Origin of the sequence: Clostridium sp. 1001283B150225_161107_B6, assembly GCF_015556325.1 — a bacterium.
Classification (GTDB): Bacteria; Bacillota; Clostridia; order Lachnospirales; family Lachnospiraceae; genus Enterocloster.
This window is the reverse complement of the sequence record NZ_JADNMD010000001.1, coordinates 889,026-908,275: the sequence shown is the minus strand read 5'-3', so window position 1 is coordinate 908,275 and position 19,250 is coordinate 889,026. Positions and strand designations below refer to the sequence as shown.

Below are 19,250 nucleotides of genomic sequence, written 5' to 3'. Positions count from 1 at the left end.
AAAGCCCGGACCGATACGATTGATTCGCATCGGTCCGGGTTGCTCTGTCTATTTGCCTTTCTTTTCCTGTCCTATGATTCTCTGTATGCTTTTAACTGACAGACAGTATAGGGAGGACAGCTCGTCCGTACTTGCGCCGGACAGATAATCACTGTAAATCTGTTGATTCCGAAGACGGAGCTCTTCGCGGGTGGATGTCCCCTCGCCCCAGCACTTTTTATTTCCGGCTGTCTTCGGTATATATATCAGCGCGCCGTCCACGTATTCCTGTACTTGCTCCAGCAGTTCGCGGGGCAGGATACGGTCCGCTTTTTGATAGCTCATGTTGCTCTCCTGTGATTTATTTTAAGCGGGAAAGCAAAGGCTATGTAAGGCCATGTTCCATCATGACTGGATTATGGTACAGCTGCAGCAGCCTTTGCTATGCAGCGGTAACGATAGGATTAAGCATAAGCCGGCAACCCTCCTTTTCAGATACTTTGATTTTTATAGTATAACATATCAGTCAAAGAATGTATGCCTTATTTTCTTTTTATAAATAAGTTTGAGCCAGGAAGGAACAATTAAAAACAGAACAGGAGACAAAAAGTATGAAGTATTTTTTAGTGGAAGGAAATATAATAGACGCCGGCAGGATGACGGACGGCATCATGAACGAGCATATGGCCTATACCCGGGCAGCGATGGAGCGGGGAATGACCTTCATGTCCGGTCTGAAGGCAGATATGAGCGGCGGCATATCCATTATGAGGGTGGAGGATGCAGACGCTTTGCAGGCATACCTGGACCATGAACCGCTTTTTGTCCATGGTATACAGGAATACAGGGTGGCTGAGTTTGACGTTCATTATATAAACAACGCCTGGGATTGTTAATTTTTTACTTTTTTGGTATTTAGTAGTAATGGCGCTAAGAATGTGTTATAATTAGAATTGCATTTATGCAAAAATACTAAAAAAGGGGAATTGTGCGTATGAAAAAGAAACCACTTGCACTATGGATTTTCACCGGATTGGCATTAGGTATTGTGGCAGGTATGCTGTTGATGAGCCGGCCGGACATTGCAGAGATTTACATTAAGCCCTTTGGAACCCTGTTTCTGAACCTGCTGAAATTCATCGTTGTCCCCATTGTCTTGTTCTCTATCATGAACGGTGTTATTTCCATGAAGGATATTAAGAAGGTGGGAAGCATTGGAGGCAAGACCGTCATTTATTATATGGGCACTACCTTTTTTGCAGTTACCCTGGGACTGGTGGTGGCAAACCTGTTCAAGAAGGGGTTTCCGGTGCTGTCCACCAGTTCCCTGGAGTACACTGCCACAGAGACTCCCAGTTTCATCCAGACCCTGATTGGCATTTTTCCAAGCAACATCATCCAGCCCATGGCCGAGGCATCCATGCTTCAGGTAATCGTAGTGGCCCTGCTCTTTGGCTTTGGAACCATTGTGGCTGGAAAGAAAGGCGAGGTGTTTGGCAACTTCGTGGAGAGCGCCAATGAAGTGTCCATCGCGGTTATGTCCTTTATCATCAAGCTGAGTCCCATCGGCGTGTTCTGCCTGATTACGCCTGTGGTGGCTGCCAACGGACCTCAGATACTGGGCAGCCTGGCCTTTGTGCTTCTGGTGGCTTATATCGGGTACATACTCCATGCTTCTCTGGTATATTCACTGACCGTGAAAACCCTGGCAGGCATTGGTCCGCTTACGTTTTTCAAGGGTATGGCTCCGGCCATGATAATGGCATTTTCCAGCGCATCCTCTGTGGGCGCCCTTCCTCTTAATCTGGAGTGTGCGGAGAAGTTAGGGGCTAAAAAGGAGGTTGCCAGCTTTGTGCTTCCCCTGGGCGCCACCATCAATATGGACGGAACCGCCATTTACCAGGGTGTGTGCGCTGTGTTCATTGCCTCCTGCTACGGCATTAACCTGACCCTGTCCCAGCAGATTGTCATTATACTGACCGCTGTCCTGGCCTCCATCGGAACGGCCGGCGTACCTGGCTCAGGTATGATTATGCTGGCCATGGTGCTTCAGAGCGTAGGGCTTCCTGTGGAGGGCATTGCCCTTGTGGCAGGTATTGACCGTCTGTTTGACATGGGACGTACCACGGTAAATATAACAGGGGATGCTGCCTGTGCAGTGATAGTATCCCATCTGGAGGATAAAAGGTTAAAGAGGGTGTAAGCCTGAGGTTTATCAGGATAAAAAGAATGGCAGGGCTGTGGTATCGTATCACAGCCCTGCCATTCCTTTATGCATCTAATCGCATTTATACATAACCCATAAGCCCTGGCAGCCACAGTGACAGCTGCGGTATATAGGATACCAGCATCAGCACGATGAAAATGGCGCCAAAGTAGTAGAGCAGGGGGCGGATTACCTGTTCTATCTTAGTCTTTCCCACCTTTACGCCCACGAAAAGGGTAGTACCCACAGGGGGCGTGATGGTGCCGATGCACAGGTTGAATATCATCATGATGCCAAAGTGGATGGTGTTCATGCCCAGCGCCTGGCAGATAGGAAGAAAAATAGGGGTAAAGATAAGGCAGGCAGGCGTCATGTCCATAAAGGTTCCCACAATCAGCAGCAGGATGTTGATGATGAACAGTATCACGTAGCGGTTGGTGCTGATTCCCAGCATGGCTTCCGATACAGCGGTGGGAATGCCGGTAAAGGCCATGACCCAGCTCATGATGCTGGATACGCCGATAAGGAAGATGATGATGCCTGTCATCTCGGCGCTGTCCAGGAAAATCCTGGGAAGCTCGCTGAACCTGATGGATTTGTAGAAGAAGATGGACAGGACCATGCTGTATACCACGGCTACCACGCTTCCCTCGGTGGCGGTGAAAATACCGGAAATGATGCCGCCGATGACCACGATAATCATGAACAGGCACGGTATGGCCTGGAAGAATACTTTTACCTTCTCAGAGCCGGTATAACGTTTGGTGCTGCGGTATCCTCTCTTTCTGGCAAAGAAGTAAATGACCACCATGCATGCAAGGCCCCAGAGTATGCCCGGAATATAGCCCGCCATGAAAAGGGCTGCCACGGAGGTGCCTCCGCTGACAAGGGAAAAGGTAATCATTACATTGCTGGGAGGAATCAGAAGACCGGTGGGAGCTGTGGCAATGTTGGCTGCCGCGGAAAAGTCCCTGTCATACCCCTCTTCCTCCTCAATCGGGCCGATAATGGAACCCATGGCAGAAGCAGCAGCTGTACCGGAACCGGAGATGGCTCCAAAGAGCATGTTGGCCACTGCGTTGGTGTGGGCCAGGGCTCCGGGAATATTGCCGGTAAACAGCTTGGCAAAATTGATGAGGCGGATGGCAATGCCTCCCTTGTTCATGATATTGCCGGCCAGGATAAAAAAGGGAATGGCCAGCAGGCTGAATACGGAGATGCCTGAGAAAATCCGCTGTGCGCCCGTGAGTACGGAAGCCCCCAGGTTCAGCACCGGAAGAATGGCGCAGATGGAGGATACCGCCAGGGCAATGGCGATGGGAACACCTGCCAGCAGCATCACTGCCAGCAGAACGAAAATCACAAGACCACAAAATACTGCTATACTCATACCTTTGCCTCCCCTGGTTCACTGAAATCTTTGTGCAGCATATCCACTGCATTCATGGCGCTGAATATCATAATCAGCAGGCCTGCAATGGGAACAATGATGTAAATCCATCCCATAGAAATACGCAGGGACGCCGTAATCTGTATCATAGTCAGCCTGGTGATGGAGATACCGCCGTATACCATGACTATGGCTGCAAAAAAGAAGCTGAGTGCATCTATGAAAACCTCCAGATACCGGCGGGCCGGGCCGGTCAGCTTGTCCGCCATGAAGCCCATCCTCATGTGGTCCCTTTTGCCGAATACATAGGCGGAGGCCAGAAGCGACATCCAGGTAAAGGAGTAGGTGAGAAGCTCCTCGGATATGGTGCTGGGCCGGTTGAAGAAATAACGCGTCACAATCTGATAGGTGCCCACCAGGGTCATAAGGATGAACAGGAGGGTTATGACCACACCCAGCATCTTCATGATGGCTGCCCTTACTTTATGCATTTTGTCCATGGTTTAGGCGCCTCCTTTCATGGAATCATTGACTGTCTGGATATATTCGTAAAATTCCCGGATTTTCGGGTTGTTTTCCAGCATTTTCTGGTGCAGGGGCAGTACCTTTGCCTTGAAGGCCTCCACATCCGTGTCGATGAAGGTTACGCCCATATCATTGGCTGCAATCTGCTTTGCCTCCTCTATGCTTTTATCCCATTCCACTAATTCCACCTCTGTGGAAAGGGCCGCAGCCTCCTTGAATACCTTGAATTCCTCAGGACTTAAGCCGTTCAGGAATTTAAGGTTGGCAACCAGCATGTCAGGGACCATCTGATGTCTGTTGTATGTATAGTACTTGGCTACTTCACCGTGCTTGTTGTTGGTCAGGGCCAGCTCATTGTTCTCAGCTCCGTCTATGACGCCCTGCTGAATGGCTGTATATACCTCGCCAAAGCCCATGGGCGCAGCGGCCGCGCCAAAGGCGTTGACCATATCCACACTGGCCGGGCTCTGCTGTACACGTATTTTTTTACCCTTTAAATCCTCGGGGGTATTAATGGGTGTCTTGGCGTAAAAATTTCGTGTTCCCGCATTGTACCAGGTTACCACCCTGAAACCGGCCTCGTCCGTAGATTTGTATATATGCTCCATATAATCCGTGTCTTCCATTACGGACCGGTAGACCTGCTCGGAGTCAAACAGATAGGGCATGCTGAAAATCTCATAGACATCCGCAAATGTCTCCAGATTTGCCGTACCTGCGATTACAAAGTCAATTGCTCCTGTTTGTGTAAGCTCGATTGCCTTCTGGGCAGAACCCAGTATTTCGTTGGGAAATATCTGGACCTCATACTTGTCGCCCAGACGTTCTTCCACATATTCCTTAAATGCCAGCATCCCCAGGTGCTCAGGATGGGTTTCCGACTGTGCGTGGGACACCCGGATAATCCGTTTGCCTGAGGAGACAGAGCTGCATCCGGAAGCCGAAACCATGACAGCACCGGCCACGGCTGCGATTCCAAGCTTTTTCAGTAAATTACTCACCATTTCCAATCCCTCTCTTTATTTGCTTATGTCAATGTCTGCAGAACATGTAACTGGTTTTATTATATCGACAAAATTGTGTATAATCACTGGATAATTTTAATATTTAAGAGTAAATTATTGTCGTTGAACCATAATTGTATTAACAATATTTTAACGGGGATTTAACGTATTATTAACAGGAAAGGTGGCGGACAGGGCAACCAGCCATGTGCAATCGCAAGGTGCAGCTTACAGCATCCGGGAGTTGAGTACTGCTGGCAGTGTCATGATTTTCCGTGTGAAAAATATGAAGGGATTGATGAATTTGACTCCCTCATCACACACCGCAACCGGTTTAGGGATATGAAACGGGCGGAGACAATGGGCGTGGAGCGTTATAATATGGAGCAGATGGAAAAGGCCCGGCAGCTGGAGACATTGCTGGAGAATTATAATGACGGGCGGAAGAAGACCCTTTTCTGCCAGGCGGTCAATCTGCTGTCTCTGCAGGATATAAAGGATGTGATGAAGGCTCTGGCGCTGGAAGAGGAGGAGGGGATGTCCGTAAAGGAAAAGGCAAAACAGGCAGAGGGATTTTTACGGGAAAAGGCAGGAGAACAGGGCATTGAGCTGAAGCTTCACAGGAAACCGAAGAAGAAATAAGGAATGAGCCGTAAAAGGGTGCGGCAGCATCACATGGAATTTCTGTGATACTGCCGCACCTTTTATGCATATGGATATATGCGGGGACGCTTATTTGTGATAGTAGTCGTAACACAGGCCATAGGGCTTGCATTTCTGCCAGCGCCCCATGCCGGGTTGGCCTACAAATCTGCCGTTCTCGGCTGCCAGACGGCCGCGCAGGAAGACCTGCTCCGGCCGGCCCTGGATTTCAAAGCCTTCAAATGGTTCATAGTCAATGCCGTGAAGGCTGTCTTTGTTGGTGATGGTTCCCTTCCAGTCAGGGTCAAAGATTACCACATCGGCATCAGCGCCTATACGCAGTTCTCCCTTGTTGGGCAGACCCACCACTTTGGCGGGATTGGTGGCGAACAGCTCCACAAACTTTTGTCGGGTAATCTTCCCTGTGCAGACGCCGTAGGTCCACAGCAGCGCCAGCCGGTCCTGCACACCGGGACATCCGTTGGGAACATTGGAAAAATTGGTGCCTTTTTTCTTTGCACCCTCGTATCCTCCGTCCAGGGCGCAGTGGTCGGACCCCACCGCGGTCAGCCAGCCCTCGCGCACGGCCTGCCACAGGGCATCCACGTGTTCCTGGGGACGCAGCGGCGGGGAGCAGATGTATTTGGCGCCCTCAAAGCCCGGTTTATCCAGGCAGTCCGTGGTCAGGGTCAGGTAATGGGTGCAGGTTTCCCCGAAAATGGGCCACCCTGCGTTGTGGGCTTCCCTGATGGCTTCCATGGCCTCACGTATGCTGACATGAACCACGAAAAGAGGACAGTCCGCTGTCTTTGCCAGGGCAATGGCCCTGCCCGTGGCTTCCTCCTCTGCAATGGGAGGACGGGCATAGTAGTGGTAAACCGGGGCAGTTTTGCCCTGGCTGAGGTAATAACGGGTCAGAATGGTTATGATGTCTGCATTTTCAGCGTGGACCATCATGGTGACGCCTGCCTCCTTTGCATTCATCATGGCGCTCAGTATGGCTTCGTCGTCACAGTAAAATGCAGTGCCTTTGTATGCCATAAAAAGCTTCAGCGTGGCCACGCCCACTTCCGGCAGATGCCTGACTTCCTCAAATACGGATTCCTTTGGGTCCATGATGACTGCATGGAATGCAAAGTCCACAGATGAGGTGTGTTCTGCTTTGGCTGCCTGCCGCCTGATGGCGTCCAGAAGAGGCACGTCTTTTTCCTGGGGGGCAAAATCCACAATGGTGGTGGTGCCGCCTGCCGCCGCTGCTTCGGCTGTCTCAAAGAGGCGTCCGCCAAAGGAACCGTAGTGTACATGTTCATCCACGCCTCCCGGCATCACGTATTTTCCGGAAGCATCAATGGTCTGGCTGGCGTTTACATTCAGATTCGTCCCGATTTGGCAGATGGTTTCCCCTTCGATATAGATATCACCTGTAAATTCACTGGCGGCGGTCAGTATGGTTCCATTTTTTATTAGAAGGCTCATATAAGCTCCTTTCATGGACCTATGATACGCCGATTCCGGACCATGGGGACCGGCGTATCATATTTAGAAAAACTTGGCCCGGCAGGTTAAATATTAATCCAGCAGACGTTCGTGCTTGGTGTAAACACTGGAATCGATTCCTTCCAGATATTTGACGACTTCTTCCACCGGCAGCACATCAGCGAACTTGGCTTCCATGTCAAACAGGTTCCATTCAATTACGCCCGGAACGCGGTCGCCCACAGTGCCTTCCGGAACAATGGTCTTAAAGCCGTATCCGGTGGAGTCCATGACCGTATGCCGTACGCAGGCACAGGAGGTGGCGCCCATAACGATGACCGTGTCCACACCCAGGAAATTAAGGGTCTGGGCCAGATGGGTTCCAAAGAAGTTGGAAGCATATTTTTTATGGATGACCGGCTCCTCTGGACGCGGTTTCAGCTTGGGGTCGATTTCCAGCCATTCTGAATTGATATCCAGGGCACTCATGGGTATCTTCTCATCCCAGCGGGGAAGGTCCCACTGCTGTTTGCCTATGTATCCTGTGGTGGTATGGAAGATGGGAACGCCTGACTTGCGGCCGGCTTCCAGTACCTTTAAGGCGTTGGCGCAGACCTCTTCGGAGTGGTCGCAGGTGAACGGATGTCCCTCGCTCATCCAGGCCCTGGCCATATCCACGGTGGTAATGGCGGGAGCCTTGCCAAAGCCCATCCTGCGCATGAAGCCGCGCTCCTTGTAAATCTTGCGGGCCTCGGCAAATGCCTGTTTCAGAAGTTCCTCATTGAAATCATAGTGGTCTACATATTTATAATCCTTATTCTCTGCCATGGATAGTGTACCCCTTTCTTTGATATACAGTTTTGTTGTTCTGATTGCCAGGTCTGTTCCGGACCAGACCTATTAAAAAGATTGTTATTTTAACTAATAACATTCTAATTATTTCTTGACTTTTGTGCATCTTGCTGATATGTCTATAGTATAACAATGGTTTTTCTGTTTGAAAAGAGGTTTGGCCTCTTTGTCAGTACTGGTACCATGACAGCTGTCTGTCAGCGGTTTGGAGGGACAGACAGATGTTTTCGGAGAGGAGGATTCCATGACAGAACGAAAATTATCCACCCTGGGATACCTGATGGACCGTCTGGGACTGTCCACAGCGTCCCTGGCCAGAAGGCTTCACGTGGACGCCAGCCTTGTGAGCAAATGGCGCAGCGGAAGCAGACGGCTCAGCGCCAAATCCGTTTACTTTAAAGAGGTGTGCGGTATGCTGCTGGAGCAGAACCCCATGGCCCTGGCAGATGCGCTTCGCTCCCTGGTGCCTCTGGAGGAGCCAAAGGGAGAAGCCGGGAAGGAGGAAGGGGGGAGCATATCAGAAGAGGGCACGCCGTCCGGAACAGCAGAACTGCTTTGCCGCGTACTGAATGACCGGCATTTTACCGTGCCAAAGGCATTTACCATCCGCGCCGAAGCACTCTGCACAGCGGAGATTGCCATATACACCAGCGGGGAGGGCAGGCGCCAGGCCATCTCCGACCTTCTGGAGATTGCAGAGGCCATGGAGACGCCGGGAGAGCTGTTTTATGTGGATTCGGAGCAGACCGGATGGCTGCTGGAGGACACTGCCTATGCCAGGGAATGGGTGAGCAGGATGGTGCGGCTGCTGGACCGGGGATTCGTTTTCAAGGCGGCCCTGCATTTTTCCATATCGGTTGACAAGTTCGTGGCGTTTTTTCAGCTGTGCAGCCCTCTTATATTTCACCGCAATGCCAGGTGGTTTTACCATCAGTATTATGATGAGAATATTTACTGGTTTTCCTTCTTTATTTTGGAACACGCCATGAGCATTGCAGGCATGTCCATGTCCCCGGAACAGACCTCCGCCACTGTCTATACAGATGCATATTCCATACTTCAGCACAGGAATGTGGTGGAAATGGTCCTTACCAGCTGCCGTCCCATGTTTGACAGTCTTTCCATGGGACTGGGCGCGGAAGCAGCCAGGATGCTGCGGGAGCAGGGACGTGCGGGAGAGACACTGTTTTCCTATCTTCCGGCGCCGGCCTTCATGAGTGCAGGGGAGCAGCTGTTTGATGATATACTGAGGGATAATGGGATAGCGGGCACGGCGGCTTCCCGGTTAAGAGAAATCAACAGACTGCTGCGGGACCTGGTGGAGAGCCAGCTGACAGGCGGACAGGGAGAATTTATCCAGATTCTGCAGCTGGGTGAGATGGAGCACAGGGCTGATACATGTTTTGTCAGCACCAGTCTGTCCCTTCTGGGAAAAAAACAGGTGGTTGTCTCGCCGGCCCATTATGCAAGAGGACTCAGGGAATTAGCCCTGCGTATGGATGCGTTTCCCTCTTACCGCTTGTTTCTGGCGGCGGAGGATGATGACATCCGGCTTCCGGCCATGAACTGCTGGTGCAGAGGCACATCCTGGATGGTCCAGATGGACTGTGAGGGATTCAGACTGTGCCGGGAACCCACACTCTGCGGCGCAGCCTATATCACCCTGGAACAGGGATGGCGCAGAGTGCCGCCGGGGCGGAAGGACCCGGCGGCTGTCAGAACCGTGCTGGAACGGCTGATTATGAGATTGGAGCAATAGGTTGGCATAACCCTGTGCGGGAATCATATACTCCAATCCGGAACCCTGTTTTTCTTGTAATGGCCCGGGGTACAGGTTATAATGAAATCATTGGAATTACAAAATACCACAGGAGGAACCGGAATATGTATCAGTTATGGGAAGATTTAAAGAGGCTAAAAACATACCGCTGGGTCGAGCTGTCCCATCCGCTTAACAACGACAGCCCGTACTGGGGAGGGATTCCGGAGGGGGCAGTGGAACTGTCAAAAACCGTATATGACTGGGGAAATGAACTGGAATGCCTGATTCAGACCTTCAAATTTCCCGGGCAGTTCGGTACACACATTGATTTTCCGGGACATTTTATCAAAGGGAAGGCACTATCGGAGCAGTACGGCGTCAGGGACATGGTTTTCCCGCTGGTAGTCATTGATATCTCTGAAAAGGTGAAGGAAAATGCGGAATACGCCGTGTCCGTGGAGGACATCAAGAAATTTGAGGCTGAGTACGGGGATATACCGGATGGAGCGTTTGTGGCCCTGTATACCGGATGGAGCGGACGCTGGCCGGATATGGATGCCATCTCCAATTATGACCAGGAGGGCGGAGAGCATTTTCCGGGGTGGTCCATGGAGGCGCTGAGATATATCTATGAGGTGCGGAATGCGGCCGCCAATGGGCATGAAACCCTGGACACCGATGCCTCGGTGCTGGCAGCCCGGTCAGGGGACCTGGCCTGCGAGCGCTATCTGCTGGACAAGGGCAAGCTGCAGGTGGAGGTTATGTGCAATCTGGACCAGGTGCCTGCGGCCGGAGCCATTGTGTTTGCCGTATTTCCTCCCATTGAGGGGGCGACAGGGCTGCCTGTCCGCATGTGGGCCGTAGTTCAGGAGTAGACAGATAGACAGCGGAAGGTCAGATGCGCAGGGTACCGGCAGGGCAGATGCGCAGGGTACTGGCAGGGCTCAGGATTATCGTATATATCCGTCGGCGTAACGGAGGAATTCGGCCATGGCGGATGATATCCGGCCCTGCTTTTTGCCGGCTATGCCGATGGACAGCGTGCGGGGAGTATCAATGGGAACAGAGACAATGTCCCGGTACTGGAACAGCCTGAAATTTTCTTCCGGCAGCAGGCTGATGCCTTCACGGACAGCCACGGCGCTGATGATGGATTCCATGCGTGCCGTGCGGAGCAGATGAGGCCGGATTCCTGCTTCACGGAACAGGTCCATGCAGAAATCATAGATGGACGTGTAGGTATGCATTAGTATGAATCCCTCCCCTGCAATATCATCCAGGGAAATGACAGGCCTTCCGGCCAGTCTGTGGTTTTCGGGAAGGATTGCAACCAGCCTGTCTTCTGCCAGCGTCCGGAAGGTATGGTTTTTGTTGTCCAGCATATTGCTGCGGGTGATGATGAAGTCATAGGCATTGTTGGAAAATCCCCTGAGCAGGTCATGTTCCTCAACTTCCTCCAGCATGAGATGGATTTGCGGATGACTGTCTGCAAAATCCTTCAGCATGGCTGTGAGATGGTACTGGGACAGGATAGGAAGAGTACCGATGGACAGCTTCTGACTTGATTGTTCCTTGAATTCACTGATTCGAAGGAGGGCTTTTTTGTATTCCCCTGACAGGTTCAGGGCTTCCTGGTAAAACATGCGCCCTGCCTCTGTCAGGACAGCGGAGCGCCGGCTTCTGTCCCAAAGCTGGATATCCAGCTCCTTTTCCAGCTTCATGATTTGTTTGGACAGGGCGGACTGGCTGATGTGCAGTGTTTCCGCGGCGTCTAAAAAGGTGCCGCACTGGGCGGCCGCAATAAAATAATCCAGTTGTTCAAAGGTCATATCTGTCGTCCGTTCCTTTCTGGTACATAGGGGACGGCATATTAAGGTTTGCACCTGTTTCCCTTATGTTCCGGCTGGCTTGTTGATTCATTCCATTTTGGAAACAATTATACCATAAGATGAATTGATTCTCCAGGCTTTTTCAAGTAAGATGTGAAATAGAGTAACAGCAGAACCGCAGGGGTGGAATGACATGGATGGATTATCAATGCATGAAATATCCCAGCCAATGCTGAAAAAATAAAAAAGGCGGATGACAGGATAAGCCGGAGAGGGGATTTTGATATGTCAAAGAAAGTCAGGGATTTGAGAAGCGCGCTGGAATTATTGGCAGAGCTGCCGGGGCAGCTTCTGGAGACAGATGTGGAAGTAGAGCCCATGGCTCAATTATCAGGTGTGTACCGGTATGTAGGAGCAGGAGGTACGGTAAAACGGCCTACCAGGGAAGGCCCTGCCATGATTTTTCACAATGTAAAGGGACATCCGGATGCCAGCGTTGCCATTGGTGTGCTGGCCAGCAGGAAACGTGTGGCAGCCCTTTTGGACTGCAAGCCGGAGGATTTGGGAAAGATGCTGTGCCGCAGTGTGGAGAAGCCGGTTCCGCCTGTGATGTGTCAGAGTGAGCCTGTCTGCCAGCAGGTGGTGCACCGGGCGGATGAACCTGGGTTTGACCTGTATAAGCTGGTTCCGGCGCCAACCAACACGCCCTATGACGCAGGCCCGTATATTACGCTTGGAATGTGTTATGCAGCCCACCCGGATACAGGCGCCCACGATGTTACCATCCACAGGCTCTGTATCCAGGGAAAGGATGAGCTGTCTATTTTCTTTACACCGGGCGCCAGGCATATCGGCGCTATGGCGGAGAGAGCGGAGGAGCTGGGACGCAGGCTGCCTATTTCCATCAGCATTGGCGTGGACCCGGCCATTGAGATTGGTTCCTGTTTTGAGCCGCCCACCACGCCTTTGGGGTATGATGAATTGTCAGTGGCAGGAGCGCTGCGGGGAGAGCCGGTGGAACTGTGCAGATGCCTGACCGTGGATGAGATGGCCATAGCCAATGCAGAATATGTTATTGAGGGCGAGGTCATTCCTGGTGTGAGAATTAAGGAGGACCAGAACAGCCATACAGGCTTTGCCATGCCGGAGTTTCCCGGTTACACGGGACCGGCCAGCGACCAGTGCTGGCTTATCAAGGTCAAGGCCGTCACCCACAGGGAGCGCCCCATCATGCAGACCTGTATAGGACCCAGCGAGGAGCATGTGTCCATGGCCGGCATACCAACGGAGGCCAGCATATTTGGTATGGTGGAAAAGGCCATGCCGGGAAGGCTTCAGAATGTATACTGCTGTTCCGCCGGGGGAGGGAAATACATGGCAGTGCTCCAGTTTAAAAAATCTGTAGCCAGTGATGAAGGCAGACAGAGGCAGGCAGCTCTTCTGGCGTTTTCCGCTTTCAGCGAACTTAAGCATATTTTCCTGGTGGATGAGGATGTGGACTGTTTTGATATGAACGACGTACTCTGGGCCATGAATACACGGTTCCAGGGAGATGTGGATACCATCACCATTCCGGGGGTGAGATGCCATCCTCTGGACCCGTCCAATGACCCCAGGTTTTCCCCAAGCATAAGGGATCATGGCATTGCATGCAAGACCATTTTTGACTGTACGGTCCCCTTTGACCAGAAGGACCGATTTGTGAGGGCCAGGTTTATGGAATTAGACCCGTCTGCATGGGTGAAGCAGCCGGGGAGATAACAGGAGACGCATATGGGAAAGAGGATTATAGTCGGGGCCACAGGCGCAAGCGGAATGCCCGTCCTGGTGAAATGCCTGGAGCTTATAGGGGAACAGCCGGAATATGAGTCCTATCTGATTATGAGTGACAGTGCTGTGCTTACGCTGGGCCAGGAAACGAATCTGTCCGTGGAGCAGGTGGAGGCACTGGCGGACCATGTGCTGCAACCGGACCAGATTGGAGCCGGGCCCGCCAGCGGTTCCTTTGCCACAGCAGGAATGCTGGTTGTGCCGTGCAGCATGAAAACCATTGCCGGAATCCGCGCAGGATATGCGGAGAACCTGATTCTGCGTGCAGCGGACGTAACCATCAAGGAGCAGAGGACACTGGTTCTGGCAGCCAGGGAGACTCCGTTAAGTCCCATTCATTTAAGGAATATGTATGAGCTTTCCTTGATGCCCGGCGTGAGAATCATTCCTCCTATGATGACCTTTTATCACAGGCCGGAACATATGGACCAGATGATTTATCATATTGCCTCCAAGCTGCTGGAGCCGTTTGGAATAGAGGGAAAGGAGTACCGCAGATGGAGTGGATTATAGTGGGACGAAAGGAATTGTCCTGTTCTTATATGGAGGCAGGCGCTGCTTTTTTAGGGGAGGATATCCTGGCATGCATCCAGGGCGGGGATAAGCCCCATATCGGATGCACGGTCCAGGCAGTGCCAAGGCCGTCCCTGACAGGCGACGGAACCATAAGCGCAACGTCATCCATACTGAACCTGACAGGCCACAAGGATGAGGCCCTGTGCCGGAGGCTGGCAGAGAAACTGTGCAGGGCAACCGGCAGGGTGGTGGTCTGTACCGGAGGGTTCCATATTGACAACATGAAGCCGGAACAGATAGACGAGGTGGTGAAGGCCCTGGACGGACTGGCGGATGAGATTGTGTCAGGGCTTGGCATGACGGGATTCGCAGGATGTTAGCAGTAGCGTTACCGGTTTGTGGCAGGCTGGGGGAGGGGAGTCATTGCCGGCATCAGTTTCCTGTCCGGTATGGGCGCTCTCCCGGATGCATTTGGGAATAATGGTTGACAAGCCGTTGTTTTCCGTATAAACTTACAGAGTAAGGCAGAAATGTCTTTCGGATAGAGTAGGGAAGCTGCTGTATTCAATATATTACAACAGGGAGCTTGTGGAGCAGGCTGAGAGGAAGTAATCGAACTTCGACCTATTAAACCTGATTTGGATAATGCCAACGTAGGGAAATATGGAGTATGCATAAGTCTGCATAATATGATTGGTCCATTCCTTACGGGTATGGGCCTTTTTTGCAGCCTGAAGCATGTCCGGCGGTACACGCTCCGGGGGATATACGGTCCGGCGGCACATTGCAGGAATGTACATGCACACGGGAACCGGGCCGGACATACAGCGGGAAGCGAATCAATGTTTAATGGGACATGTTTGAACCTTATTTTTATCCGCCTGCCTGCCAGGGCAAAGAGGAGGAAGAGATGGATTATACCACGCAGATGGACGCGGCCAGGAAAGGGATTTTGACAGAAGAACTGAAAAAGGTGGCGGAAAAAGAACGGTTTGAGCCTGCAGAGCTGATGCAGCTGGTGGCAGAGGGCAAGGCGGCTGTTCCTGCCAACCGGCTGCATACCTGTCTGGAGCCAAATGGAATCGGGTCCGGGCTTAAGACAAAAATCAACGTGAACCTTGGCACGTCAAGGGACTGCAAAGACCTGGACATGGAATTACAGAAGGTAAACAACGCAGTAAAAATGGGGGCTGAGTCCATCATGGACCTGAGCTCATGGGGGGATACCCGCACATTCCGGAGAATGCTGACTTCCCAGTGCCCTGCAATCATCGGCACGGTTCCCATCTACGATGCAGTGGTCTATTACCACAAGCCGCTGAAGGAGATTACATCCCGGGAGTGGCTGGACATTGTAAAGATGCATGCAGAGGATGGGGTGGATTTTATGACCATCCATGTGGGAATCAACCGGCAGACATCAGAGCGCTTCAAGAGGGCGCGGCGTCTTACCAACATTGTTTCCAGGGGCGGTTCCATTATATTTGCCTGGATGGAAATGACAGGGGAGGAGAATCCTTTTTATGAGCATTTTGATGAGATACTGGATATCTGCCAGGCTTATGACGTGACCCTGAGCCTGGGAGATGCCTGCCGGCCCGGTTGTATTGAGGATGCCTCGGATATTTCCCAGATTGAGGAACTGGTAACGCTGGGAGAGCTGACCAGAAGGGCATGGGAGAAAAATGTGCAGGTCATTATAGAAGGACCGGGACACATGCCCCTGGACCAGATTCAGGCCAATATGAAAATACAGCAGACCATCTGTCAGGGTGCTCCCTTTTATGTCCTCGGTCCTCTGGTGACAGATATTGCGCCGGGATATGACCATATCACTGCGGCTATAGGCGGTGCTCTGGCTGCTGCTGCCGGTGCATCCTTTCTCTGTTATGTGACGCCGGCTGAACATCTGAGGCTGCCGGACCTGGACGATGTCAGGGAGGGCATCATGGCATCCAAGATTGCTGCCCATGCAGCGGATATTGCAAAGGGTATCAGAGGGGCGGCACAGTGGGACCGCGAAATGAGCACAGCCCGGAAGAATCTGGATTGGGAGCGCATGTTTGAGCTGGCCATTGACCCGGAAAAAGCCAGGAGATACCGGGAATCAGCCAAGCCGGAAAAGGAGGACACCTGTTCCATGTGCGGTAATTTCTGTGCTGTAAAGAACATGAACCGGATTTTGGATGGGGAAATCGTGAGTATTTTTGATGAGTGATGGGAGTGGATTGAGGGGAGGTTTTCGCCTGGTGCGGCCTTTCAGCAATATTTTATAAGCAAAACAATGGGAAGGACAATCCAGAACATGGATTTTCCTTCCCATTAACTGTTTATACAGCCGTAAAACGGTTATTTTTTTGGTTAAATCAATCCTCCAAACTGCAGGAACAGAGGAGCAAACACCAGAGATACAATGGTCATCAGCTTAATAAGAATATTGATGGAAGGACCTGAGGTATCTTTAAACGGGTCGCCTACGGTATCGCCCACTACAGCGGCTTTGTGTGAATCACTGCCTTTGCCGCCGTGATTTCCTTCTTCGATGTATTTCTTTGCGTTATCCCAGGCTCCGCCGGAGTTGGACATGAAGATGGCCATCAATACGCCGGTTACAAGGGCTCCGGTCAGAAGTCCGCCAAGAGCGGACGGACCCAGTATAAGGCCGGTTGCCAGAGGCGCCAGTACTGCCATCAGACCCGGCAGGAACATCTCGCGAAGGGCTGCTTTGGTGGAGATGGATACACAGGAAGCGTAGTCAGGGCGGTCTGTTCCCTTAAGGATGCCGGGTTTTTCCCTGAACTGACGGCGTACTTCCTCAATCATCTGATGCGCTGCCTTGGATACGGATTCCATGGTCATGGCTGAGAAGAGGAAGGTGAGCATACCGCCAATGAAAAGTCCTACAATGACATGGGCATTGAGGATGTCAATGGTAGTGAGCTTTACAGCCTCGGCGTAGGAGACAAACAGAGCCAGTGCTGTAAGGGCTGCGGAGCCGATGGCAAAGCCTTTGCCGATAGCAGCAGTTGTATTGCCCACAGAGTCCAGTTTGTCGGTAATATCCCTGACAGACTTGTCAAGGCCGGCCATCTCTGCGATTCCGCCTGCATTGTCGGCAATGGGTCCGTAAGCATCAATAGCTACGGTGATTCCTGTGGTGGACAGCATGCCTACGGCTGCCAGGGCAATTCCGTAGAGTCCCATAAGCTTGTTGGAAATCAGAACACCTACGCATACCAGCAGGATGGGGATGGCTGTTGACTGCATTCCCACTGCAAGGCCGCTGATAATAGTGGTGGCGGAGCCGGTTTCAGACTGCTTGGCAATCTTCTTCACAAAGCGGTAGTCGCCGGATGTATATACTTCGGTGACGGCACCAATCAGCACGCCCACCAATAAGCCGGTAATGATGGTAAAGGCTGCCATGAAGTTGCCGAAAAACATACGGCTGAGGACAAGGGAGCAGACCACTACCAGTGCGGTTGCGCTGTACTCGCCGGTTTTTAATGCCTTGTGCGGGTCGGAGTTACCGATGCTCTTGACTAACAGAGCGCCTATGATGGCGGCAATAATACCGCATGCTGAAAGCATCAGCGGGAAAACAATGCCGGCTTCCTGATAGAACACAAGGCCCAGTGTCAGGGCTGAAATCAGGGAACCTACATAGGATTCAAACAGGTCGGCTCCCATGCCGGCCACATCGCCTACATTATCGCCTACGTTGTCTGCAATAACAGCAGGGTTACGTGGGTCGTCCTCGGGGATGCCGGCCTCAACCTTACCTACCAGGTCAGCGCCAACATCGGCTGCCTTGGTGTAAATGCCTCCTCCCACACGGGCAAAAAGTGCGATGGAAGAAGCACCCAGGCTGAATCCGGATAAAACAGATACGTCCCTTGTAAGTATGTAGAGCACACCTACGCCCAGCAGGCCTAAACCTACCACGGCCATTCCCATAACGCTTCCGCCGGAGAATGCAAGGGCCAGCGCCCGGTGCATACCGGATGTGCGGGCGGCGTTAGCCGTACGGCTGTTGGCACGGATGGCGGCGTTCATGCCCAGATATCCGGCCATGGTGGAAAATCCGCTTCCCACAAGGAAACATCCGGCTGTAATCCAGTTCCGTGTTCCAAGACCAATAACAAAGAATAACACAGCTACAAAGATGACAAGAATACGGTATTCGGATGCCAGAAACGCGTTGGCGCCCTCTGCGATTGCGTCGGCAATCTCACGCATCTTGTCCGTACCCGGGTCCTCCTTGATGACCTGCTGCCTTAAAATGATGGCAAACAGGAGTCCCAGCAGCCCCACTACCGGGACTAAGAATAACATTTGTTCCATAATACCCTCCTAAATTTGGTTAAGATAAGTTCTTCTTAATGGGATTGTAGCAGAGTTATTGGGATTTTTCAACAAAAAGTATTAGAATACCTTAAAAAAATTGTAAAATGACAGTATCTTTATTATACTATGGCACTGTAAGGTACCTATCCCACTTTAAAGTGCGTTCTTGTGAGCATGCAGTCTGTATTTTATAATACAGGTATAAACAAATAAGAGGAAGGGTGGAACTTATCATGAATAAAGTAGTTGATTTTTTACAGGCAAACCCTGTGCAGTATCTGGGAACCGTGGGAAGGGATGGAAAGGCAAAGTGCCGTCCGTTCATGTTCTGTTTTGAAAAGGATGGAAAGCTGTGGTTCTGCACCAATAATCAGAAGGAAGTATACAAGGACATGCAGGCCAACCCGGAAGTAGAGATATCTGTTTCGGATGCCTCCTATGCGTGGCTGCGTCTTCACGGTAAGGCTGTCTTTGAAAACAATATGGAGGTAAAGGAAGCCTGCATGGCTAATCCAATTGTTAAGGGCCAGTATAATACGGCTGACAATCCGATTTTTGTGGTATTTTATCTGGAGAATCCCCATGGTGTGATTGCTGATTTTTCCGGAAATCCGCCTTACGAATTTTAAAGGTAAAATGAAAGACAGATGAATAAAACGTCAAGATTAAACCAAAGACAGGACAATAATAGGTAAGTTAAGAACAGTACATAAAGTCATGAAAAAGTTCCCGGCAGCAATGTCAGACGGGAACTTTTTTCCGTTGTCAGGCATGGGAGAAGAAGTGAAGGCTTCCCACGGTATCCATATGTTTTGCACCCGGCCGGATGATGGAAGGCCGGTATGAAATCCGGCAACCCGGACACAGAGGCGGAAACCAAAAGCTGAAGAAT

18 protein-coding genes and 1 riboswitch are annotated in these 19,250 nt (G+C 51.5%); of the genes, 10 read left to right on the top strand and 8 right to left on the bottom strand.

From position 1 onward, the window contains the following. Window positions 1-48: 48 nt before the first annotated feature. On the bottom strand, window positions 49-324 hold the full coding sequence (locus I2H39_RS04060; protein ID WP_138305928.1) for a CD3324 family protein: 276 nt from the start codon (window positions 322-324) through the stop codon (window positions 49-51). A 266-nt stretch (window positions 325-590) separates the two neighbouring features. On the opposite strand from I2H39_RS04060, the gene I2H39_RS04055 reads away from it, so the two are divergent. Together I2H39_RS04055 and I2H39_RS04050 are read left to right on the top strand one after the other, a co-directional pair. Further along, the gene (locus I2H39_RS04055; protein WP_138305929.1) at window positions 591-875 is read left to right on the top strand and encodes a YciI family protein; all 285 of its coding nucleotides are present in this window, start codon (window positions 591-593) and stop codon (window positions 873-875) included. Between the two features lie 98 nt (window positions 876-973). Next, window positions 974-2,182 carry a dicarboxylate/amino acid:cation symporter gene (locus I2H39_RS04050; protein WP_138305930.1) on the top strand — a complete coding sequence of 403 codons (1,209 nt, stop codon included), beginning with the start codon at window positions 974-976 and terminating at the stop codon, window positions 2,180-2,182. Window positions 2,183-2,267: 85 nt separating this feature from the next. On the opposite strand, the gene I2H39_RS04045 is transcribed toward I2H39_RS04050, so the two are convergent. From I2H39_RS04045 to I2H39_RS04035, 3 genes are read right to left on the bottom strand one after another with little or no spacing between them, the layout of a single operon-like run. Then, complete coding sequence (locus I2H39_RS04045) at window positions 2,268-3,575, bottom strand: TRAP transporter large permease (protein WP_138305931.1); 1,308 nt, start codon at window positions 3,573-3,575, stop codon at window positions 2,268-2,270. Continuing rightward, on the bottom strand, window positions 3,572-4,075 hold the full coding sequence (locus tag I2H39_RS04040; protein WP_138305932.1) for a TRAP transporter small permease: 504 nt from the start codon (window positions 4,073-4,075) through the stop codon (window positions 3,572-3,574). The genes I2H39_RS04045 and I2H39_RS04040 overlap by 4 nt, the downstream gene beginning before the upstream one ends. 3 nt (window positions 4,076-4,078) lie before the next feature. Beyond that, a complete protein-coding gene (locus I2H39_RS04035; RefSeq protein WP_138305933.1) occupies window positions 4,079-5,104 on the bottom strand; it encodes a TRAP transporter substrate-binding protein in 1,026 nt (341 codons plus the stop codon). Between the two features lie 342 nt (window positions 5,105-5,446). Here I2H39_RS04035 and I2H39_RS04030 point away from each other — a divergent pair, with 342 nt between their 5' ends. After that, entirely contained in the window at window positions 5,447-5,746 is a 300-nt protein-coding gene (locus tag I2H39_RS04030) for a hypothetical protein (RefSeq protein ID WP_227146188.1), read from the top strand. A 90-nt stretch (window positions 5,747-5,836) separates the two neighbouring features. On the opposite strand, the gene hydA is transcribed toward I2H39_RS04030, so the two are convergent. Both hydA and I2H39_RS04020 read right to left on the bottom strand, forming a co-directional pair. Further along, window positions 5,837-7,222, bottom strand: a complete 1,386-nt coding sequence (gene hydA / locus I2H39_RS04025) for a dihydropyrimidinase (protein ID WP_138305935.1) — start codon at window positions 7,220-7,222, stop codon at window positions 5,837-5,839. Between the two features lie 93 nt (window positions 7,223-7,315). Beyond that, on the bottom strand, window positions 7,316-8,050 hold the full coding sequence (locus tag I2H39_RS04020; RefSeq protein ID WP_138305936.1) for an isochorismatase family protein: 735 nt from the start codon (window positions 8,048-8,050) through the stop codon (window positions 7,316-7,318). Between the two features lie 268 nt (window positions 8,051-8,318). On the opposite strand from I2H39_RS04020, the gene I2H39_RS04015 reads away from it, so the two are divergent. Beyond that, window positions 8,319-9,833: a hypothetical protein gene (locus tag I2H39_RS04015; protein WP_195625837.1), complete on the top strand. Its 1,515-nt coding sequence runs from the start codon at window positions 8,319-8,321 to the stop codon at window positions 9,831-9,833. A gap of 125 nt (window positions 9,834-9,958) precedes the next feature. Further along, window positions 9,959-10,711, top strand: coding sequence for a cyclase family protein (locus tag I2H39_RS04010; protein WP_138305938.1), 753 nt, complete (start codon window positions 9,959-9,961; stop codon window positions 10,709-10,711). A gap of 75 nt (window positions 10,712-10,786) precedes the next feature. Here the strand turns inward: I2H39_RS04010 and I2H39_RS04005 are convergent, their stop codons facing one another. Then, window positions 10,787-11,665 carry a LysR family transcriptional regulator gene (locus I2H39_RS04005; RefSeq protein ID WP_138305939.1) on the bottom strand — a complete coding sequence of 293 codons (879 nt, stop codon included), beginning with the start codon at window positions 11,663-11,665 and terminating at the stop codon, window positions 10,787-10,789. 285 nt (window positions 11,666-11,950) lie between these two features. On the opposite strand from I2H39_RS04005, the gene I2H39_RS04000 reads away from it, so the two are divergent. The 4 genes from I2H39_RS04000 (at window position 11,951) to thiC (ending at window position 16,229) form a co-directional block, all read left to right on the top strand. Continuing rightward, entirely contained in the window at window positions 11,951-13,426 is a 1,476-nt protein-coding gene (locus tag I2H39_RS04000) for a UbiD family decarboxylase (protein WP_138305940.1), read from the top strand. 12 nt (window positions 13,427-13,438) lie between these two features. Continuing rightward, a complete protein-coding gene (locus tag I2H39_RS03995) occupies window positions 13,439-14,008 on the top strand; it encodes a UbiX family flavin prenyltransferase (protein WP_195625836.1) in 570 nt (189 codons plus the stop codon). Further along, on the top strand, window positions 13,993-14,391 hold the full coding sequence (locus tag I2H39_RS03990; RefSeq protein ID WP_195625835.1) for a hypothetical protein: 399 nt from the start codon (window positions 13,993-13,995) through the stop codon (window positions 14,389-14,391). The genes I2H39_RS03995 and I2H39_RS03990 overlap by 16 nt, the downstream gene beginning before the upstream one ends. A 188-nt stretch (window positions 14,392-14,579) precedes the next feature. Next, a riboswitch (TPP riboswitch) is annotated at window positions 14,580-14,689 on the top strand. Window positions 14,690-14,921: 232 nt separating this feature from the next. After that, complete coding sequence (gene thiC / locus I2H39_RS03985) at window positions 14,922-16,229, top strand: phosphomethylpyrimidine synthase ThiC (protein ID WP_195625834.1); 1,308 nt, start codon at window positions 14,922-14,924, stop codon at window positions 16,227-16,229. A gap of 143 nt (window positions 16,230-16,372) precedes the next feature. On the opposite strand, the gene I2H39_RS03980 is transcribed toward thiC, so the two are convergent. Further along, complete coding sequence (locus tag I2H39_RS03980; RefSeq protein WP_195625833.1) at window positions 16,373-18,355, bottom strand: sodium-translocating pyrophosphatase; 1,983 nt, start codon at window positions 18,353-18,355, stop codon at window positions 16,373-16,375. 236 nt (window positions 18,356-18,591) lie between these two features. Here I2H39_RS03980 and I2H39_RS03975 point away from each other — a divergent pair, with 236 nt between their 5' ends. Next, on the top strand, window positions 18,592-18,987 hold the full coding sequence (locus I2H39_RS03975; RefSeq protein ID WP_138305945.1) for a pyridoxamine 5'-phosphate oxidase family protein: 396 nt from the start codon (window positions 18,592-18,594) through the stop codon (window positions 18,985-18,987). Window positions 18,988-19,250: the final 263 nt, after the last annotated feature.

Excerpts from the sequence above, each read along its gene's own strand:
- I2H39_RS04060 (WP_138305928.1), bottom strand. The coding sequence starts at position 324 with ATGAGCTATCAAAAAGCGGACCGTATCCTGCCCCGCGAACTGCTGGAG.
- I2H39_RS04055 (WP_138305929.1), top strand. The coding sequence starts at position 591 with ATGAAGTATTTTTTAGTGGAAGGAAATATAATAGACGCCGGCAGGATG.
- I2H39_RS04050 (WP_138305930.1), top strand. The coding sequence starts at position 974 with ATGAAAAAGAAACCACTTGCACTATGGATTTTCACCGGATTGGCATTA.
- I2H39_RS04045 (WP_138305931.1), bottom strand. The coding sequence starts at position 3,575 with ATGAGTATAGCAGTATTTTGTGGTCTTGTGATTTTCGTTCTGCTGGCA.
- I2H39_RS04040 (WP_138305932.1), bottom strand. The coding sequence starts at position 4,075 with ATGGACAAAATGCATAAAGTAAGGGCAGCCATCATGAAGATGCTGGGT.
- I2H39_RS04035 (WP_138305933.1), bottom strand. The coding sequence starts at position 5,104 with ATGGTGAGTAATTTACTGAAAAAGCTTGGAATCGCAGCCGTGGCCGGT.
- I2H39_RS04030 (WP_227146188.1), top strand. The coding sequence starts at position 5,447 with ATGAAACGGGCGGAGACAATGGGCGTGGAGCGTTATAATATGGAGCAG.
- hydA (WP_138305935.1), bottom strand. The coding sequence starts at position 7,222 with ATGAGCCTTCTAATAAAAAATGGAACCATACTGACCGCCGCCAGTGAA.
- I2H39_RS04020 (WP_138305936.1), bottom strand. The coding sequence starts at position 8,050 with ATGGCAGAGAATAAGGATTATAAATATGTAGACCACTATGATTTCAAT.
- I2H39_RS04015 (WP_195625837.1), top strand. The coding sequence starts at position 8,319 with ATGACAGAACGAAAATTATCCACCCTGGGATACCTGATGGACCGTCTG.
- I2H39_RS04010 (WP_138305938.1), top strand. The coding sequence starts at position 9,959 with ATGTATCAGTTATGGGAAGATTTAAAGAGGCTAAAAACATACCGCTGG.
- I2H39_RS04005 (WP_138305939.1), bottom strand. The coding sequence starts at position 11,665 with ATGACCTTTGAACAACTGGATTATTTTATTGCGGCCGCCCAGTGCGGC.
- I2H39_RS04000 (WP_138305940.1), top strand. The coding sequence starts at position 11,951 with ATGTCAAAGAAAGTCAGGGATTTGAGAAGCGCGCTGGAATTATTGGCA.
- I2H39_RS03995 (WP_195625836.1), top strand. The coding sequence starts at position 13,439 with ATGGGAAAGAGGATTATAGTCGGGGCCACAGGCGCAAGCGGAATGCCC.
- I2H39_RS03990 (WP_195625835.1), top strand. The coding sequence starts at position 13,993 with ATGGAGTGGATTATAGTGGGACGAAAGGAATTGTCCTGTTCTTATATG.
- thiC (WP_195625834.1), top strand. The coding sequence starts at position 14,922 with ATGGATTATACCACGCAGATGGACGCGGCCAGGAAAGGGATTTTGACA.
- I2H39_RS03980 (WP_195625833.1), bottom strand. The coding sequence starts at position 18,355 with ATGGAACAAATGTTATTCTTAGTCCCGGTAGTGGGGCTGCTGGGACTC.
- I2H39_RS03975 (WP_138305945.1), top strand. The coding sequence starts at position 18,592 with ATGAATAAAGTAGTTGATTTTTTACAGGCAAACCCTGTGCAGTATCTG.